This window comes from Paenibacillus cucumis (ex Kampfer et al. 2016) (assembly GCF_019748695.1).
Lineage (GTDB): Bacteria > Bacillota > Bacilli > Paenibacillales > Paenibacillaceae > Paenibacillus > Paenibacillus polysaccharolyticus.
On record NZ_JACLIC010000024.1, the window covers coordinates 163,045 to 182,787 of the forward strand.

The 19,743-nt window shown below is 45.9% G+C and carries 17 protein-coding genes; 9 read left to right on the forward strand and 8 right to left on the reverse strand.

Annotated features, from left to right (window positions below; all coding sequences use genetic code 11):
• Positions 1-49: 49 nt before the first annotated feature.
• From H7T88_RS15955 to H7T88_RS15970, 4 genes are all read left to right on the forward strand, one after another.
• The gene (locus tag H7T88_RS15955) at positions 50-643 is read left to right on the forward strand and encodes a TetR/AcrR family transcriptional regulator (RefSeq protein ID WP_221789284.1); all 594 of its coding nucleotides are present in this window, start codon (positions 50-52) and stop codon (positions 641-643) included.
• 84 nt (positions 644-727) lie between these two features.
• Complete coding sequence (locus H7T88_RS15960; protein WP_260510948.1) at positions 728-1,771, forward strand: cupin domain-containing protein; 1,044 nt, start codon at positions 728-730, stop codon at positions 1,769-1,771.
• Positions 1,772-1,900: 129 nt separating this feature from the next.
• Entirely contained in the window at positions 1,901-2,620 is a 720-nt protein-coding gene (locus H7T88_RS15965) for a YoaK family protein (protein ID WP_221789285.1), read from the forward strand.
• Between the two features lie 111 nt (positions 2,621-2,731).
• Complete coding sequence (locus tag H7T88_RS15970) at positions 2,732-3,367, forward strand: hypothetical protein (RefSeq protein WP_221789286.1); 636 nt, start codon at positions 2,732-2,734, stop codon at positions 3,365-3,367.
• A gap of 96 nt (positions 3,368-3,463) precedes the next feature.
• Here H7T88_RS15970 and H7T88_RS15975 read toward each other — a convergent pair whose 3' ends face one another.
• From H7T88_RS15975 to H7T88_RS15990, 4 genes are all read right to left on the reverse strand, one after another.
• Positions 3,464-4,603, reverse strand: a complete 1,140-nt coding sequence (locus tag H7T88_RS15975) for a toxic anion resistance protein (RefSeq protein WP_221789287.1) — start codon at positions 4,601-4,603, stop codon at positions 3,464-3,466.
• A 59-nt stretch (positions 4,604-4,662) separates the two neighbouring features.
• Positions 4,663-6,351, reverse strand: coding sequence for a vWA domain-containing protein (locus H7T88_RS15980; protein ID WP_221789288.1), 1,689 nt, complete (start codon positions 6,349-6,351; stop codon positions 4,663-4,665).
• Between the two features lie 12 nt (positions 6,352-6,363).
• Entirely contained in the window at positions 6,364-7,095 is a 732-nt protein-coding gene (locus tag H7T88_RS15985) for a hypothetical protein (RefSeq protein WP_221789289.1), read from the reverse strand.
• A gap of 693 nt (positions 7,096-7,788) precedes the next feature.
• On the reverse strand, positions 7,789-10,107 hold the full coding sequence (locus H7T88_RS15990; protein WP_221789291.1) for a beta-L-arabinofuranosidase domain-containing protein: 2,319 nt from the start codon (positions 10,105-10,107) through the stop codon (positions 7,789-7,791).
• 213 nt (positions 10,108-10,320) lie between these two features.
• On the opposite strand from H7T88_RS15990, the gene H7T88_RS15995 reads away from it, so the two are divergent.
• Together H7T88_RS15995 and H7T88_RS16000 are read left to right on the forward strand one after the other, a co-directional pair.
• Positions 10,321-11,088 (forward strand): helix-turn-helix transcriptional regulator, encoded by a 768-nt coding sequence (locus tag H7T88_RS15995; protein ID WP_221789293.1) that lies wholly within the window; start codon positions 10,321-10,323, stop codon positions 11,086-11,088.
• 123 nt (positions 11,089-11,211) lie between these two features.
• Positions 11,212-11,727 (forward strand): GNAT family N-acetyltransferase, encoded by a 516-nt coding sequence (locus H7T88_RS16000; protein ID WP_154960217.1) that lies wholly within the window; start codon positions 11,212-11,214, stop codon positions 11,725-11,727.
• Between the two features lie 217 nt (positions 11,728-11,944).
• Here the strand turns inward: H7T88_RS16000 and H7T88_RS16005 are convergent, their stop codons facing one another.
• On the reverse strand, positions 11,945-12,988 hold the full coding sequence (locus tag H7T88_RS16005; protein ID WP_221789294.1) for a 2,3-butanediol dehydrogenase: 1,044 nt from the start codon (positions 12,986-12,988) through the stop codon (positions 11,945-11,947).
• A 141-nt stretch (positions 12,989-13,129) separates the two neighbouring features.
• On the opposite strand from H7T88_RS16005, the gene H7T88_RS16010 reads away from it, so the two are divergent.
• Positions 13,130-14,035, forward strand: coding sequence for a LysR family transcriptional regulator (locus tag H7T88_RS16010; RefSeq protein ID WP_221789295.1), 906 nt, complete (start codon positions 13,130-13,132; stop codon positions 14,033-14,035).
• A 105-nt stretch (positions 14,036-14,140) separates the two neighbouring features.
• Here H7T88_RS16010 and H7T88_RS16015 read toward each other — a convergent pair whose 3' ends face one another.
• From H7T88_RS16015 to H7T88_RS16025, 3 genes are all read right to left on the reverse strand, one after another.
• Positions 14,141-15,895, reverse strand: a complete 1,755-nt coding sequence (locus H7T88_RS16015) for a methyl-accepting chemotaxis protein (RefSeq protein ID WP_221789296.1) — start codon at positions 15,893-15,895, stop codon at positions 14,141-14,143.
• A 269-nt stretch (positions 15,896-16,164) separates the two neighbouring features.
• On the reverse strand, positions 16,165-16,431 hold the full coding sequence (locus H7T88_RS16020) for a hypothetical protein (protein WP_221789298.1): 267 nt from the start codon (positions 16,429-16,431) through the stop codon (positions 16,165-16,167).
• Positions 16,432-16,448: 17 nt separating this feature from the next.
• Positions 16,449-17,714: a WXG100 family type VII secretion target gene (locus H7T88_RS16025; protein ID WP_221789299.1), complete on the reverse strand. Its 1,266-nt coding sequence runs from the start codon at positions 17,712-17,714 to the stop codon at positions 16,449-16,451.
• Between the two features lie 323 nt (positions 17,715-18,037).
• Between H7T88_RS16025 and H7T88_RS16030 the strand changes: the two genes are divergently transcribed.
• Complete coding sequence (locus tag H7T88_RS16030) at positions 18,038-18,652, forward strand: TetR/AcrR family transcriptional regulator (protein ID WP_221789301.1); 615 nt, start codon at positions 18,038-18,040, stop codon at positions 18,650-18,652.
• A gap of 16 nt (positions 18,653-18,668) precedes the next feature.
• Entirely contained in the window at positions 18,669-19,649 is a 981-nt protein-coding gene (locus H7T88_RS16035; protein ID WP_221789303.1) for an alpha/beta hydrolase, read from the forward strand.
• Positions 19,650-19,743: the final 94 nt, after the last annotated feature.

Consider the following 19,743-nt stretch of genomic DNA (forward strand, 5'->3'; position numbering starts at 1 on the left):
ACCTGTTTGTACGTTATCTTTTAATAAATATCACTCGGGAGGAATTCCAATGCCTGAAACATCAGACGCGATGGATCGACGAATCCGCAAATCCAAAGCTGCCCTGAAGGAGGCACTGCTTCATTTGATGCAGAAGCGAAATTTCAAGGAAATCTCCATTTCGGATATCGTGCAGCAAGCTGATCTGAATCGGGGAACCTTTTACAGACATTATCAATACAAGGAAGATCTGTTCAACGAAATCCTGCATGATGTGACTCAGGATCTGGTGACTTCATTTCGCAAGCCTTACGAGGGGATGGAGGATTTCCAGGTGGGGCAAATGCCCTCTTCTGCCATTGCCATCTTCGCACATGTGCATCAGCACGCCCATTTCTACACTCTCGTTGTGCAATCGGAAGCTTCATCCAGCTTTCAGCGTATGATCTGTGATGTGCTGCGGGATCTGTCTTTGCAGGATCTGACTCATACTTTCCCGCCCCATATTAACCCGGAACTGCTCGCAAGCTATCAGTCTCATGCCATATTTGGCATGATCATGGAGTGGATTAGACAGGATTTCAAACACAGTCCTACGTACATGGCGGAAGAGTTATTTAAAATTATTCATTATACGCCCGCACAACGATTAAAAACTGAATAATTTCTCAAAATATGGGTATAATAATATAGTTATTATTCAATTATTTACACATTGTCTAGTGAATTCAAATTTGAAGCAGGAGGAATGATGATGAAATCTTTCAAGTATCGTCTTGAGCAAAAAGAACCTCGGACCGGTCCCGGCGGCATTACTCGCGGAGCCTCGGTTCATGACTTCCCCGCATCCATCGGTATTGCGGGAGTATCCATGCGCCTGGAACCAGGCGGCATGCGTGAACTGCACTGGCATGCAAATGCGGCCGAGTGGGCATATGTGATCAGCGGTTCCTGTCGTACCACCGTTATCCATCCGGACGGACACGCGTATACCGATACCTTTGAACCCGGAGATGTATGGTATTTCCCACGCGGATACGGTCATTCCATCCAGGGACTCGGGCCGGACGAATGCCACTTCATTTTGATTTTTGACAATGGGGATTTTTCGGAGGATCACACGTTCAGTATTACCGACTTTCTGACTCAGACACCAGATCATATCGTGGCACAGAACCTTGGTATCTCTCTCGAACAAGCAGGCAAGCTCAATCAGGGCGAAGCCTATTTTGCCAAAGGCCCGGTACCCGATGACAGTTCCTCCTCTGCGACTTATCGCCGTAACTCGGAACTGACCACGCCGCATCGTTATCCCTTGCATGCCAAACAGCCACGCCGCGCGCCAGGCGGCGGTACGCAGCGTACGGTAACCGTCGAAGATTTCCCCATCTCCACCACGATGGCGGGTTCTCTGATCGAGCTTCAACCAGGCGCTCTGCGGGAACTGCATTGGCATCCCAATGCGGATGAGTGGCAGTATTACATTAGCGGCAGTGCCGAAATGACGGTATTTCTCGCCGAAGGGCAGGCTGTCACTGAACAATTCGAAGCTGGAGATGTTGGGTACGCTCCGATGGGTGCGGGTCACTACATCAAAAACACGGGTGATGATGTCTGCCGTGTACTCATTGGATTCAACAGTGGACACTATGAAGCTATTGATCTGAGTGAGTGGATCTCAGGCAATCCGGTAGACGTGCTCTCCACGAATCTAGGCATGTCCCGTGAGGAAGCAGAACAGCTCCCTGACGATACGCTGTTTATTGCACCCGATCAGAACAAGGGAAAATAACCAAGAAGGCTATACGTGAGTGTTGCAAGGTTCATTCCCGGAGATTAGCTCAGTTAATGGAATGGTAACATAAACTTAAGCTAGATTAAGTGAACCCTATGGTTATCTGAAATTGGAGGACAGATGCCTATGCATTCCGTACATGACTCGTCTTCCCCGAACGTTAACAACGAGAGTATCGGACACACGGTAGAACGTTTAGAGCCGGGATTTTCCCGGCTTTTGTTATCTTCCGTTCTTGTACTGCTTGCCGGTTTCATCGATTCCATTGGATATTTGGGGCTGGGTAAAGTGTATTTATCCTTCATGAGCGGCAACAGCACCAAGCTGGGCATCGCTCTATTTGAAGCAGATTATGCGTTATGGGCAATGACAGGGACTGTCGTTCTTTTATTTATTACAGGAGCATTTGTGGGCACTTTCATTTCAGAGTCATGGGGGAAATGGCATCTGACCCTTATTTTGGGCGTGGAGTGTGTATTGTTTCTCTTCGCAATCCTGTTGTCGCTCCTGTTCCACACGCATTATATTATATTCCCGCTCACTATGGCGATGGGCATGCAAAATACGATGCACCAGATGGTTGCACATGCAGATGTAGGCAAAGGCTTTGTATCGGGTACGCTTTTTGGGATCGGTCAGGCTCTGGCCAAAGCTGTACGTGGCAAAGCTCCTGCATCGGAATGGGCCGTGCTGGCACTATCTTGGTTTATTTTTGTCATTGGCGCGGCGCTGGGCGCCTGGATGCTCGTTAATGGCGGTCTGCTCCTATCCCTCATTGCAGCTCTGTTGTTTCTTGTCCTCGTTATCCCCTATGTCGTTTATATGCAACGTCTGAAAAACGGTTGACCCTGAATAAAAGGGCCAACCGTTTTGTACTTTAGTTCTAGGAGATCGCCCTCGGCTTCATGTATACTATAGAGGAGTGCAGAAATAGGATAAAAGGAGGTGACATTTCACATGAAAAAATCAAGTATTATCTCATTAATGACCAGTTTCATTTTGCTTGGCGGGGTGCTTCTCTTTCCTGCTCCTCAAGCCAATGCTGCCAAAGGAGAATTCTCTACATATTGGGATTTTAACGATATACCGGACGAATATTGGGATGATGAAGATCAAACAGACGAGTCAGACGCAGACGAAGAGTCTGAAGAAGAACAGGCATTAATTCAAGCACGAGCGGAGTTAAAAACCTATTTCGATCAGCTTTCAACTCTACTGTCTTATGAAAAGAAAGCAGTGGACTCCTTGCACAGTATTGCTTCTGAAGGGAATACAGCGAGTCGAAAATCGATATATCTAAAACTTGCGAATACGGTAGTTCCAAATTTTACGAAACTGGTCTCCAAGGCCAAACTTATCACGTCCTCCAATCCGGAAATCAAAAGATTACATACACATTTGGTGAGAGGACATTACCTCCAGCTTGAAGGATACATATTGTACAAGCAAGCCTTCTCCAGAAACAAAGTAAATCTCAAGACACTCCAACAAGGGAATGCAAAAGTTGATGCAGGTCGTGCTTTAGTCGAGCAATCTACAGAGTCACTGTACAATTATGCTGTGGAAATTGGATACGAGTCCTCATCGCAATAGCGCAAATAAATAAGCGACCATCTTCTGTTTAATTAACAGGATATGGTCGCTTTTATTAAGAGCAGTTGGGCATATGACTTTATGACTTAGTGTGAATTACAGACCAAGCTTCTGTCCTTTTTCTAATCGCTGAATCTGCTGTTCCCCGCTCTCCGCCAATTCACGGAACTGACCGATCGTCTCGCGCATTCTTGGCAAGGCCTCTTGTTTGTAGACCGAGATGGAGTCGAGCGCAGACAGCACATCCGTAAAGGCTTGCTTCATCGTATCCACCGAAATACTTGCTTCGTAAGCCTGCTTCTGGATCGCTGTTCCCTGATCTTTCAGCATTTTGGATGTGCCAGCGATCAGATCATTCGTGGTACGGTTAAGCAATTCGATTTTCTGCAAGACGATCTTCTGGTTGTATAGTGCACTGGCAACGGTGACTGCAATCTTAAGCGCGGAGATCGTCACATTTTTCGCCCGATCCACACCACGAATTAACTCTTTGTTGTTGCGAATGACCACTTCAATCGCCATGATTCCCTGTTGGTTTACGACCAGCATCTGTTGCAAATCCATGACTCGCTGACGCAGTGGAAACAACACTTCTTCGGTAATAAAACGTACTTTCTCGTGGTCTTCCCCGCGAACCTTGGCTGTCTCAATCTGTGTATCAATGGATTCATCCATTAACATACCAAGCTGGATCTCCTTCTGCAGCCGCTTGGTTAGTTCGCGCAGGCTCTGCTGCTCGATCTCAAGCGTGGTGTTGTCATTGCGTAGCGTGGCACGGCCCTTGTCGAGTGAAACGACAATGTCGGCGATGACGGCGTCGGCTTTCTGGTACTTGAGGAAATACGCGCGCAGCGGGTTGAACAGCTTGCCCAGAAAGCCTGTTTTGGCGAAATCGACCACGCTTGGGTCGAGATCCTTCAGTTGCATATGCAGCTCGGTCAAGCCTTTGGCGACCTGACCGCCCTCGTCTCCCGTCTTGGACAGATGTCCAACGGAGACTTGAAGCAGCGCGTTTTTCTCGGAAGAGGATCGCATGGTGTTCATGCCAAAGCCGTCGATGGATTGCAAAATTTCTTTGCGCTTCTCCAGAGATTCGAGGTCCAGGTTCATAATCATATCCACATTCGAAGTTGCTACCAGTTGCAATTCCGCGACCTCGGCGGGCACCGGTTTGATCTCTTCTTCAATCACCTTCTGAATTTCCTTCTGGCTCGGTATTTCCATCGTAAACGACATTCACAGTTCCCCCTTTTAGTTACATCCGTATCTGCTTACATCTGAACATTAATATAGACTTACATCTGTACGTTAAACAGGTTTCCGATTTTGTAGACAACATCGTCGGTGTCCGCATTAATGCTCGCCGCCTCGTTAATGCTGGAGATGCTCTCCAGGGCTTTGATGTCGGCGTTATATCCAATCGTGTAGATCGGCACTTTGTACGTCTCCACCAGGTCTCGAATATCTTTGAGCGAATGTCCTTCGTTCGTCTCGCCATCACTCAGAACAAAAATCAGCGGTTTCACGTTAGGGTTGGCTGCTTTGTAATCCTCCAGCATTTTCATTGCAACCACGATGCCGTCGAATGTCGCTGTTCCCCCACTTGCTTGCAAACTATCCACCGTTCCGACAAACATGGATTGCTGGTTCGTATCATATTTGGCAATCGGCAGGTTCACGGTTACATCGCTGGAGTAAGAAACCAAGCCAATGCTGTTGTCGGTACCGAGATACTTCTGGCCTTTGCGCAAAGATTCTTTAAGACGGTTAAGCGGTTCCCCCGCCATACTCCCGGATACGTCCGTTACAAACACAGCGGCAATTGGATTACTGCCGTTCTTCTTCTCTTTCCAGACTTTCTGCGCGGACAGCAATGTTCCACCATCCACCGTAGCCAGCTCCGATTTGTAATCTTGCAGGCCGTTGAATCCGAACTCTACTGCCTTTTTCTGATACTGATCTTGCGTGACAAAATCAGCGAACTTCTGGATGATCTCCTGTTTGTTCTGCGGCAGTTGACCAAGAGCATATAGCGGGCTGTCATGCCTTACACCGAATGGGGTAAACACATATCCGCTCTTCAGATCGGCTGTATTCACATAGGTCTGATACTCCAGTACAAAGGCATCCAGTCTGCCCGACTTGGCCGCTTCCCTCATCTGAATCGTGGTGGATGCAGTGAATGGCACGTTCGCCTGGAATTTTTCAAAGCCTTGAATGGCTTTCTCGCCCAGCGGATTAGCGCTGTCATACGTATTTAATGCGGTAACCAGGAAGTTCAGTCCTGTAGAACTGGCAAACGGGTCGGTATAGCCCATCGTCAGCTCATTATTGGCAATAGCTTCGGTTATCGTTTTGACGTTCACGGAGCCGTAGGTGTTCACCAGTGCATCATATTTGGCTTTGGAGATGACGATTCCCGGTACGTTGCCAACGAGCCGCTTCGAGATCAGCTTCGTCTTCACTCCGCTGGCTTCCACCATCTCGCCCCACAACTCATTGGACGGGGTGAAGGCATCGGGCACATACTTACCGGACTTGATGTAATCCGTTGCGGTACCGGAAGCAATATTACGGATTTTGACCGATACCTGTTTGCCGCCGGCCGTGATGTTCGCTTGGTTAAATGCCTCTGCGACCTCGGTTAACCATCCATCCACGCCACTACCCGACTTCTCGGTGGAGGAGAAAATTTCGACGAAATCATTGGTGGTGTTCTCCACTGTAACCGGGAATTTGGAAATGTCCGGAAGGGATTCTGCAACATCAACCGGATCAAGATCAATCTGTCCTTTCACCGGTTCCGCCGTAGCTGGTGCAATGTCCGCGTACAATTTGCCAAGTTCCTTACCTGCATTTTCGGTCGTGACCTGTGTGGTAGACTTGCCAAAGTTCGATGTCAGTGTGATTCCTCCATAAACGAGACCAAATACTAGGACTAACATGATCATGGATATGAGAAAAAACTTTCCCTTCTTTGCCATAGGTGCAACCCCTCACTGTCTATATAATTTGGTGTGCTTGATTAACTGATCAATCTCCTGCATACAAGGCATCTGCTCAATATCTCCAGCTTCAACACTGTCCAGGCGTGATATCTCCAGCAACAGCTGATCCAGCTTCAATAAAATCTCTTCATTCGTGTGAAGTGAATCCTTCACGTAGGTCAGGTAATCGTTGTACACTTTCGTTTTCTCCTGAAAAATCCTCTGCGGGATCGCAGGCGATTTGGCTTTCATCATGCTGGCATAATCGGCTTCATCGAAGACGTTCAGTCGATTCAGTATGCTGCGAATGTTCAGATATAACAGCTTCTCTACCTCTTCCGTGACCGAAGCGAATTTCTTAAAACTCAACTCGCCGGGGTCAAAACGTTGATGAAGCACATTCATCAATGTCTCTTTCTTTTTTTTCATCCGGTTCAGTTGGGACAGCCCCAGCGTAATATCTTCTTCAAGAATTTTGATGCGTCTGTAAAAGGATAAAGCTTCTACATAATCTTCATGGGTTTCGATCTGTCTCACGGGTAAAACCACCGGCTGTTTGAACAATACATTGTAACTGCCATAGAAAAGTGCAAGTACGCTTCCGAAGAGTAGCGTCACGGAAAGTGCGGTCTGGAACGCATTCTCTCCGAATCCAAGTCCAGCAAAACCCGGGGAGAAGGCCAGAACATTCACGGCCACGATGCCGATGATGAGCCCAAACAATTGTATGTACCTGGTCATGGTCGATCCTAAGGCCTCCTTTCATGTTAGATATTAGGATTAAATGTCGTATATTCCCTGTCTCTCATCTTCTTATTGTACATGATGTGAACGCTCTCAGGTGGATAGGATTGGAAAATGGAAGGGATATTTACGTTAATATTAGAGCGCTATAAAGTAGATGTTTGACTTGTAGTTTGAGTGATTGTCCAGTGGATTTGAAAGATCTTTAAATGATTCTTGCCAGATATTTAAAAGAGAACTCGCGCTGGTATTGGTACTGTACTCCATAAGCTATGATGTCAGAGCAGTATTCTTCATAGTAATATACGTGGATAGAGCTTATCCCATTATCCTTTTCACGGACAAAACAGAACGAGCTTCACAACTTGCTGTTTAGAAGAACTGCTGGACAACCAGGAACTACGGAGGCGCGTTAGTGGTAAATGAAATGTTATCCGGTAATACGTGGAAAATCAGGTTACGTGTCATTTTTTATATAGACTTGTCTTAGCGGGCTGGAGTAGGATGCGGTGCGAGAAAGAGATTTCTTGAGGGAGTTGCACGCCAAAAAGACGAAACGGCGAATACCTCCCATTTCGTCTTGTGTACGTTATTGTTCGTCAAATCTGAATCCACCTACTCACTACCCATCAGGCTAACGATCACAGATGACGCTATTTGGTGTACAGATGATTTGTTGTTACTGGACGCTCACACTAAAGAATTCGGTCTGCTACGTGTTGTACGAACCTCTGTCACTTTTCCCGCACAGCCCTTGTCCCCGATTGCCTGGAATGTTATGGTCACGCTCTCCTTGCCTCTGGTGACCTCTTCCGGAATCTCATAGCTGACACGGAATACCTCTCCGATCTTGTTCATATGAATGCGCTGTTCCCCGACAACTGTACCATCCACCAAAATGTTAAACTGCCGCTCATATCGAATTCCCTCTCGGTCAAAATGCAAATAATCCCCGCCCCAGTAGGCTACGCACAAATAGTTCATAGCACCCGAGTCTACAGCCAAGCGGTAGCCGAATGCTGCTTCGTTTACTCCGTAAGCCTCACGCCACATATACAGCCTGTTGCGTCCGTCTGTACCGGAGCCATTATATTGCTCCCCGCGGCAGTTGCTCTCCAATTGATGCCCGATCTCATCCTGCTGACCATCCGGCTGCACGCTATCGATGGTGATATCGTTCAACGCTTTCTCCAGCGCATCCCCTTCATCATTCAACGCCCAATACACCGTATAGAACTCATGATGCACCTCATAGAACGGAATTAGTTTCACCGCTTCACCTGTAGATGTCACTTCCTCACTAAGCTCAAATGTAAGCTTCTCTTTATCGACAACCTTGATCCACTTGCTCACATCCTCTTCTTCCGTTTGGATAACGGGTACGGGAGCTGTTTTTGGATTCAGTGCAGTTTCGTCGATAATGGTATCCTCGGGAAGTCCTTCACTGCCAAGCGCACCAGCTAACACAATCGGGCCATACTGGAATGCCACCTTGTGGGCATCATCCCGTGCTGTATATTTACGCAGTGCCATCGGCAGCATAATAGTAATCGTATCGCCCGCTGACCAAGTGCGATCGATGGACAGATAGCCGGGTTCCAGACGTGTATACGACTGAGCCGAATCCCCGCCTACAGTTGCCGTCATCGGCTCCTGGAGCCAGGACGGCACGCGTAGTCTTAGACAAGCCGAGGCGCTGCCTTCGGTGATTGTCAGGGTTGCTTTTTCCGAATAGGGGAAGTCCGTTTCCAGCTTTAAGTTCAGTCCCTGTGATGCCCACTCCAGCTCGGAAGCGATGTAGAGGTTCACATACAAGTCTTGTTCATCCTCATAATAGATAGCTTCTGCATACTTTCCCGGGTTCTCCATGCCTGATCCGGTGCAGCACCACCAAGCCGTATCATGTGTGCCGTAGATTTTGTAATGCCCTTGCAGGGTGGAGGCAAAATAGGTTTTGTTGCCCGTATCCGGGTCTTGCGTGCCAAGGATATGGTTATAGACTGCATTCTCATAATAGTCCATGTAGGCACTGTCCCGGTTCCAGGCAAACAGCTGCTTGGTCAGATGCATCATGTTGTGCGTACAGCAACTCTCCCCGGTTTTGATGCCAAGGCTCTCCATGCCCTTTGCTTCATAATGCTCGGATATGCTCGTCGCGCCAAAGACATAAGAACGATGCTTCACGGTTGTATCCCAGAAAAATTGTGCCGCTGTCCGGTACGATGTCCGTGCAGGGTCTTGATTGTATATTTCGGCTGCGCCAATAACTTTCGGAATCTGGGTGTTGGCATGCCTTCCTTGCAACTCATCCCGCTCCTGCTCCAGCGGTTCCAGAATGAGTTGGTGCGTGAATTGAAGGGCAGCCCTCAGATAGGCTGAGTTTCCTGTAATCCCGTACAATTGGGCAAACACTTCGTTCATCCCGCCATGCTCAGACATCAGCATCGTCTGGATCTGCTCCTCGGTCATGGCACTCAGTCCCGTCACTGCCCAATCCGCAAAACGTGCAACCACCTCAAGCGCCTGCTCATTGCCCGTCATTTGATAGGCGTCAATCAGACCGCGATAGATTTTATGTACGCTGTACCACGGAACCCAATATTCGCCGATGTTAAATCCGCCAATGTTCTCCGCACGAAAAGCCATACGGAAAGCGTCCTCGGACAAACCTCCGATATATCCGCTGCCCGTCGTCTGTTGAATTGCCGCCAGTTCATTCACAGCATAATCGAGCGTTTGCTTTAAAGTAGAATTACCCGTCGCCTGATACGTCACCGCGAGAGCCGACATGTAATGCCCGAGGGAATGTCCGCTAATCGAGCGTGCCTCCCAGCCTGCATATCGTTCCTTGCGTGGTGTTAATCCGTGGGCTTCATAACATGGAGCCAGAAAGCGGTCAATCTCCAGTGATAACAAGTAACGTTCACCGATATGTTGTGACGTTTGAAATGGACCTTTCAGCAAGTTAACCTGTGAGGGGCCCAGAAATCCTTTTCTCGTATCGATCATGTGGCTCGCTCCTTTGGCATATGAAATAACTTCATATGGTTTCTTTTCTTTTAAGTAGGGCTGTGTTTAGAGATAAAGGATAAAATCCGTGTTCCACTCCGGCTAGAACTTATCTCTGCCATCTAGCTTTCACCCTTGAATGTCCTCATATTATCAAATAAACTACAGTTACAGCAGACTCAGAATCCAAGAAAAGGTGGATAAATCTGTCCTATGTCAAAACCAGTGGAGCACTATTTATGTGGAAAATTCATATCAGAGGGCAACTGGAGCCATATGCGTCGAAGCATGCCGGTACATGAGATCATTTTGATGCTGGAAGGTGAGATGTATATTGCGGAGGAGGACAAACGATACGTTGTTCGTGCAGATGATCTTTTATTTTTAAAGGCGGGCCGAACGCATTATGGTTACCAGATTAGTGACGCACCTGTGAGCTTCTACTGGATACATTACGGGACAGCACCAGGCTCATTTGGTGATTTCCCAACCCATTCAACCATTCAGATTCCTTCTATGGCAAATCAACTGTTCAAGCAGTTATTGCATGTATCTTCCTTCTCGTCTGAAGAGGCGGATGCTGCTGCGCTATTACTTCTCAAAGAAATGGAACGTAACCTGCGCTCAGACTATCGCCAGCATAACGCCGTGGTGGATCATATCTGTAAGTGGGTCGATATCCATCTGCATCTGAATATTACGGTGAGTGAGATTGCGGAGAATTTTAATTTCAACAAGGACTACATTTCCAAAATGGTGAAGCGGGAAAAGGGGATCGGACTCAAAACGTATATTCTCACCGAACGCATGCGCCGTGCCAAACGACTGTTGCTCAATACCAATGCCAGTGTGAAAGAGATTGCAGCCCAATGCGGCTTTCGTGATTACAAGCTGTTTCTGCGTACCTTCAAGCAACACGAGGCAAGTACGCCAACCGAATATCGCAATCATCTATACAGTACACAGCTGAATCGGTTGTAAAAAAGATATAGAAATGTTGAAATCGCTTATAGAAGATTCTAATATAGAGGATTGAATCCCTTGTGTTATAATGCAAGGAAATACTATTCCCTACTTTACTCATAAGAAAAGGAGAATTTAGATATGACGACGGCTGCCATTACGATTCATCCCGCTTCCCCAGCTGACCATGCTGAGATTGTTGACATTCTGGTTGCCAGTTACGCGGAATACCAGAGCTCGTTTGAGCAATCGGATCGTTGGGAAGCCTACCTGAAAGATATCCGCGAATCCGTGGACAATCCATACTTGACTGAATTATGGGTAGCCAAGATCGAAGATCGGATTGTCGGTACCGTTCAGTTATTTGAAACGGCACATAAAGCCTACCCGAATTTTGATCTGCCGATTGATTATCCATTTATTCGTCTACTCGGCGTTGATCCCGAGTGGAGAGGACATGGCATTGCGCGTGAGCTGCTTCAGCGGTGTGTGGATTCCACGAAGGAGCTGGGCAAAAATGCAGTTTATCTCTATACGGGTAGTCAGATGGTTAATGCCATCCGGTTATATGAACGTTTTGGCTTTATTGAAGATCCGGAGTTCAGTCCCGTGGAGGGCGGAGGGCAGGCAATCTGCTATCGTTACGAGATAAAATAAGATAAGATAGGGCCTTAACGGACAACATAGACGTGCGGATTTACAAGGTTTATTAAAAGTATTCTTGCATTCTGGAGAATATTATGTCTCTTTATACCATAAAACATAGGGCTGTTCTCCTGCCATCTGTAGATGACAAGAGGAACAGCCCTCTCGTTTAAACCTGATATCTTAGCGTTACATGATTAGTTACATGATTATCATGTTGATCCCGAGCTTAACCACCAATCTCAATCAGAATCTTAGCATGACTCTTGTCGCTCATCAACAGCTCAAGTCCGTCCTGCACAACATCATGCAGCTTAATTTTCTTGGTGATTACCTGCTTCACATCGAGTGCGCCTTCAGCAATGAGTGAGATGACCTCAGGGAAGATATGTCGGTAGGCCAGTGTAGCTGTCAGATTCGCTTCTTTTACCAGCATGTCGAAAAAGTTTACGTGAAGTGGGTTCGGAATTGCGGCGATCACCACAACTTCCCCACCTTTTTTAATCACGGATACAGCACTGTCCATCGTCGGTTGAACTCCAGCCGCTTCATACGCAACATCGATTCCACCGGATTGCTGCGTAATGACCTGTGTTGCATCCACCTTACTGCTATTTACCGGAATTGCGCCAAGTTTAGCCGCCAGTTCCAGACGATCTTCGAATACATCGACAGCGTACACTTCAGATGCCCCAGCTGCTTTGGCTGACAAGATGGTCAGCAAACCAATCGGCCCAGCTCCGTATACAGCAACCTTATTTCCCACTTTCAGCTTACTGTGACGTACGGCATGAAAAGCAACAGCAGTCGGTTCAACAAGCGCCCCTTCTTCAAAGGATACTTGATCTGGAATCGGGTGTACCATATAAGCCTCGACTACTACATATTCGGCAAAACCGCCATCCCCGTTCAATCCGACAAAACCAAATTGAGTACACTGATTGTATCTACCTTGAATACAGTACTCACACGTTCCACAATGGTAGAGAGGTTCCACCACTACGCGATCGCCAATGTTGACACCGTTTACATGATCACCTAGAGCGCTTACCGTTCCTGCAAACTCATGTCCCAGTGTCAGTGGTGCTTTTTGTCCTGAAAGCGGATGATTCTCTCCCTCTTGAATACCTACACCATGATGATACGCGTGTAAGTCACTACCGCAGATTCCGGCATACTCGACTTTGATCTGCACCTGGCCAGACTTTGCAACCGGAACCTCACGATCTTCCACACGCACGTCTTTATGACCATACCATACTGCTGCCTTCATTCTGTACATCCCCTTTTATCTAAACTATTAATACAAGAATGTTCTGCTTGTCTATATATTATATCGCTATTCAACCATTATTCATATTTATAGATACTTATGTTAACATTACTTATACTAATGCTAACAAGGGATGATCGCATGAATCTGGAACAACTCGAATACGTTGTCGAAATCGCCAAAACGCAATCGTTCTCCGCCGCATCGGAGCATCTTCATGTCACGCAATCTGCGATCAGTCAATCGGTTCATCGCCTGGAAAAAGAGCTGGGGCTGGTTCTATTCGAGCGATCCAGACAAGGCACTCATCCCACGCCGGAGGGTAAACAATTTATCGCCAAAGCGCTGGACATTTTGCAGCGAATTGATGAATTGAAATCACTAAATGCAACGACATCTACATTGACCGGTGATCTTCATGTGGCTACTTTCCCGAGTGTTATGCCTTACTTGGTGCAGTCGGCAGCAGATATGAAACGAGATCATTCACAACTGAGATTATCGATTGAAGAGAAAGGTTCCATGGAGATCATTGAGGACATCCGCAATAATAAAACCCATCTGGGCTTTATCGCCATTTACGCGAAACAACTGCGCGAATTGGATGGGTTACATTTTACACCGATGTATTCGAGCAAGCTTGTTGTATGCACCCATCAACTGTCTGAACTGGCTAAGCACGCACGCGTGACTCCAGAGCAACTAAAAGACTATAATCTAGCGTTATATCGGGACGGTTTCATTGAAGATTTTCTGCAGGAGTTCACCTACGAATATGGGCCTTTATCCATCTTATTTAAGACCAATAATTCGGAGGCTATCAGCACCGTGTTAACCAATAATATTGCCGCGACTATTGGGCATGATTTTTCCTTTCACCAACACCCGCTTTGGAAAGAGGGGTTAATTAAGATGGTCGAAATTACCGAGATCCAGCAGCCCAAAATGCAGATCGGCTTCGTGCAGACGGAATTCAGGGAGGCAGCGGCTGCGGCAGAACAATTTGCCCGGCGCTTCAAGCAAGCGATAGAACTCGGTCATCTATGATCTGCTGTTCATGTATATAGGTTATATGCCCCTAGCAAAAAAAAAGCGCTTCGCCATGTGGCGGAGCACTTTACTTATTTCCTCTAAATTTAGTTGCCGCTTCACTTACACCTTCACCTTTTTCACCGCTTCACTCATCTCATGCGTCTGCTGTTCCAGCATCGTAGACGTTTCGGCCACCTTACGGAACATCACCGATTGATCCTGCATCAAACGGTATATCTCATCCGAGTGATCCGACACGCCTGCGGAAATCTGTGAAATCGTGTTGACCGAAGCTGCCGCCTCTTCCGATCCGGCCGTAATTTCTTCAGCCGCAGCAGAGACCTCCTGTATACGCTGGGTAACTAGTTGGAACGCATCCACGACTTGTGAGAAGGCTTGCTCTGCTTCAGTTGTAAATACGACCCCCTGACCAATCTCCTGGGCAGTAACCCCCATTCGGGAACCTATCTGCTGTGACTCCTGTTCAATACGAAGTAATAAGTCCGAGATTCGTTCCATAGACGAACTGGAGGCTTCGGCAAGTTTCCTCACTTCTTCTGCCACAACCGCAAAACCCTTTCCATGCTCACCCGCATGTGCAGCCTCAATGGAGGCATTAAGCGCGAGCAGTTTGGTTTGACTTGCGAAGTCACGTACCGTATGCAGTGCACCACCAATTTCAGTAGAATAGTTGTTTAACACCTGCACCATCGTGGTAACCTCTCCAAATACTGCAGAGATGTTTTCCATCTGTTTCTTCATAATCGTCATGCGTTGCTGCCCCGATTCCGCCGTAGTCAGCGCCATTGTTGCCGCATCCGATACCACATTGGAGGATTCAGATATATCGTTGATGCCTTTTGCAATCTCTTCCATAGCATGCGCACTGTCACTTGCACTCTGCTTCTGTGTATGCGCACCTTGTCTTATTTCCTCAACGGCACGATCCACTGTTTTACTCATCGCGAGCATCTCTTCGGTACTCCGATTAAACTCTTTCGTGGATTCGGATAACAATTCGGTTGTTAAAGCTACTCCTCCAACCATGTCACTTACTATTTTATTTAAATTCCCAGACATATGTATCATCGCCTGATACGTTGTTCCGATCTCATCTCTGCTCTTCAAACGATAGGCTGTCAAAATGCGATTAGCTTCGGCAAGCTCACCTTGTGCCATCTTTTCCACACTTGATTTCAGCGGATGTAGAGGGCGCAGTCCTCTAACGATAAACCACATCACTATAGCAATACCTGCAAGAGTAGCGAGCAGTAGGATCACATACAACGGCAGACTTGATCTCAAAATATCGGTTTCGATACCTCCGATAACAGAAATCCCTGTATCGATACCAATTACACCCGCAAGAGTACCGTTGCTATTCAGAATTGGAGCGTAGGAAGAAATATAATTACCGTACTCTGGATTGTTAATGATCGGCGAACTTGCTGTTTCCCCTTGTAGCAACTTCTGCACCGCATCTGCAGGAATGTCCGTTACTTCGTTAATTGCTGAAGCTTTATCCGCATCCTTCATGCCATCCACCATGATCAGCGGCGTTCCTTTATCATCAATTTTAACGAAATACACATACATAGCACCAATACGCACTCGAAAATCATCCAATTCATCCCGAATACGAAGATACTCCTCATTTTCCTTGGGGTCCTTGGCAAAGTCCACATATGATGCTGTATCCAATTGCTTCACATAACTCTCGGCAATCTGAATATTGTAGCTTGTGATAGCCCCCTGCGCAGCAAGTTTCACATTAGCGATCTGCGTCAGCATACTTCCCGCAGCTATAATCGTAATGACCAGTGTAACAATAGCCGCAATGCGCACAACCAGACGTTTCCTGAAAAAACCGATCATTTGCTCCCTCTTCCTCCCCACGAACCCAAGCCTTTTTGACTAGGCCGTACCCAAAAAACATATGTTTGAAGCACTAAGTATGGGAAAATAGTATACGAATATGTCGAATTACGCAAGAAAATATTGGATTTACATAAAAACGTTATCATTTCCGTATTCGCTTTGGTATTAGGGACTTTAAAAAGAGTTATTTAACGAGGTTTTTAGAGGATTTCAGGCAAAGAAAAACTCCAACATGGTAGTTGGAGGCCTGTAGTTACTTGGAACGATTAAAAAACATATACTGTTGAACCTATTGGTATATCTGCAGGATTGATCGAGTTACCTAAACATATGCCCACCATTTTTTTATCATTTGGTGAGTTGGATATTTGAACCGAAACAACTCTCAGATTCAGCATTTCATGCTCAGAAATTTGCAACACAATATCGTCACCAATCTTCTCTATAGCTGTAAGGACAGGTTCATTTCCAACAATAACGGTTCCGTTTCCATTGGATTCAAAAACATCGCCAACCTCCATTAACTTTTCCATTCAAGACTCTCCTCCAATTATCTACTTTGTATAAATAGTTCATCCTTAACTTCTCTAATACGAAGTCCACTGTTTCTAAGTCTTGTAATTGCATCTCGCAGTAATGTCACTCTTTCAATTGATGTCAAATCAGGAGCAAATCTAGCCGCTCTAATACTAGCCTGAGCTTCATCTAGAGCAAAATTTCTGGAATATGTTGCAGGATCGACATCATAAAGTTTAAATGCTTTCCCATTTAAATATGCTTCATAGTGTCCCACAATCTCGTGAGCTAGAGTTGCCTTACCTGAGACACGGCTATTAGCACTTGTAGTTCCTATTCCAGGGGAAGCACCAGGTAAAACATCCGTATTTATATACAATCTGTCATACATCATACCTGTATTCCAATTATCCCTAAATACAATATTATCCTCAGGAAAATCCAATTTTTTTGCATAATCAACCAATTCTATTTTCTGCGCCTTAGTAAGTTCAATTTCATTCCTCAATCCATCTGAAGAAATTTGACGATGAACTTCCACCTTTTCCCCCGCCTCCATCGAACGATTAAGCGCACTAACATTGGTACCGCCTCCTGACGAGGTCAGTAAATTATGCGGTTTGATCATCTTAGCGGTGAGGCCACCGCCGACCATCATGCCTCCCATGCCCATCATATTGGCCCAATGTTCGCTGGACCAGGCATTCGTGGGGAATATCGCTTCACGGATTGTACCATGGATGCCAAATGTCAGCCAATTGGCTGTATCATTGGCAGAATTAAAGGCTTTATCCGCTCTATCCATGTAACCTTCCACCAGACCACTTGGGATACCAAACGTCCAATAGTCCAGAAATCCGCCGACACTGTCGTAACGCTTCTGGTAGCGGTCATCTGCAGCCTGCATAAAACCAGTACCCAGTTCTTTCAAACTATCCACCGATTTTTGAAAAGCATTACGATTGTCTACAGTGGGAGCCCGGCATTCATCCGGTGGAGGCGGCGCGCAATTGGCATCGTAGGATTGCGTAGTCTGCTGATCCGCCAGTCTGAATTTCTCCGCATGTCCTTCAAGCGTTTTGGCAATCGAGAGGGAGAGTGAACAGAAGTTGTCCATCACTCGTTGCGCCGCGATGAAATCAGCATAAAATCGTTCCTTGGTGCTCCCGTTCCACTGCCTTTCAATTTCGAACAGCTGTTGTTTCAAGATGTGATTCATCTGAGCAATCTGACTTTGGGCTGTGGCGAACTGTTTTGAAACGGACAATAGCTGTTCCGGGGTTACTTTAATCGTTGTCATGGTGTACCTCGTTATCGATATCGTTCTAATTATGTATTTCGTTGTTACACGAAGATTCTGTGTTTCATATATGCCAGTTCATCCACCAGCACATGGGATTCAGTATAACTGGATTGAAATTCTTTTCGTAGAGACTCCTGACTTAATCCTTTAGTTCCTATTACCCCCAGTACGCCCTATTTGTAACAGTCTTTGTGACCTAGATGCCCCCCCACTGAACCGATTCAAAACTTACTATTGTCATATAAGATAGATTCGGCTATATTATTAATTAATTGATCAGTTAATTAATTAATGTTCAGATAAAAGAAAGGAGAATTTTTGTGGCTAGAACAGTTAATGAAGAGAAACGGCTTGAGCGACGTAAGCGCATCTTGGAGGAAGCTGTCATCTTGTTTGCTGAAAATGGATATTCAAACACCACAACGGCTCTTATTGCTAAAAATATCGGTGTGACTTCTGGAACCATATTTCAGTACTTTCCAAACAAAGAAGCTTTGTTTCATGCAGCTGTCCTGGAACCGCTTGAAGATATCCAGAAGAAATCACTTGCTCTGCTGCAACAAAACGGAACGCCAGCCGAATTACTTAAAAATATGGTCAAAGACCAATTCGATCATATTTACTTCTACACCAATGAGTTACGACTTGTTCAGTCTGTATTGGGACAACGAATAAGGTTCCCGGAGCTTACTCAGAAGGTTCTGGATAGTATAAAAGTAATGACAGACAAGATTGAATCCGTTTATGCAGAAGGACAATCCATGAGAGAATTCAACCCAGGTTTCTCACCGGCCATGATCTCACGGAGCTACATCTCCTTCTTAAATGGAGTGGCGTTAACTCTCGGAGAAGATATTGTTCATCATCCGGAATGGGAAAACCTGAAGGCACACGCCTATTATTTGTTTGCCCCCGTGCAACACAGCAAGAACTAACACTGGAGGAAATAAAATGAATCAACAACAACCGTCGATCGAACTCGATTCGACATTTAAAGATCGCATTAAAAAACATAAGAAACTATTATGGAGCCTGGCGATTGCACTCGTACTTATCTTAAGTGTTGTGTTCTTCATATCTTATAAAGTCGTAGACATCCTCTTACACCATCCAAGAGATACGAATGTCAGCTATGAATTGAACATGGATAGAACGCCCTATGAGGTCGTTGAGTTCAAAAGTTTAAAAAGTGATAATACGATAAGAGGTACCTTCTTCCCGGCGAACATTTCTTCAGGCAAAGCAAGTAACAAAACGCTTATTGTCGTGCATGGATATACAAGTAATCGTCTCGTCAAGGGACGTACGCCAAAATTGGCAGAGCATTTTATCCCGAAAGGTTATAATATATTGGCCTTTGATCTCAGTGCACAAGGTAAATCCGATGGCGAGATGATCACACTCGGTCTGCGTGAGAAATATGACCTGCTTGCAGCTGTTGATTATTTGAAATCCAGAGGCGAGGCAGGCGAGCATATTGGGGTCATTGGCTTCTCTATGGGTGCTGCGACATCCCTGCTAGCTACAAGTGAAAGTGATGATATTGAGGCTGTCGTGGCGGATAGTCCGTTTCGTAATGCCGGTTTATTTTTAAGAGAGGGTCTGCCTGTATTCTCCGGTTTACCAGCATTCCCATTCGGTTATACCTCCACATGGATGGCTAATTGGGCCTTCGACGTTGATCTTGATTCTGTGTCGCCTATGGATGCAGTGAAGAAGATGCAAAATAAACCGGTTATGCTCATTCACGGTACTGGAGATCAACAGATCAGTTATACAAATTCAGAAAAGATCTTTGAGAACTTGAAGGATAACCCGAATGCAGAGGTATGGTATCCAGCAAATACCGAACACATTGATTCTATCAATCATTATCCAACGGAGTATTTTGCAAGAGTGGACCGTTTTATGGATAAGTATGTAGGAAAATAATTTAATCTGTTAAAGTCAGCAGTATAATCAAAATCATCTTTTCTAAGAAACAACATAGATATGCTTATCAAAAAAGGTACAGACATCTCAACAA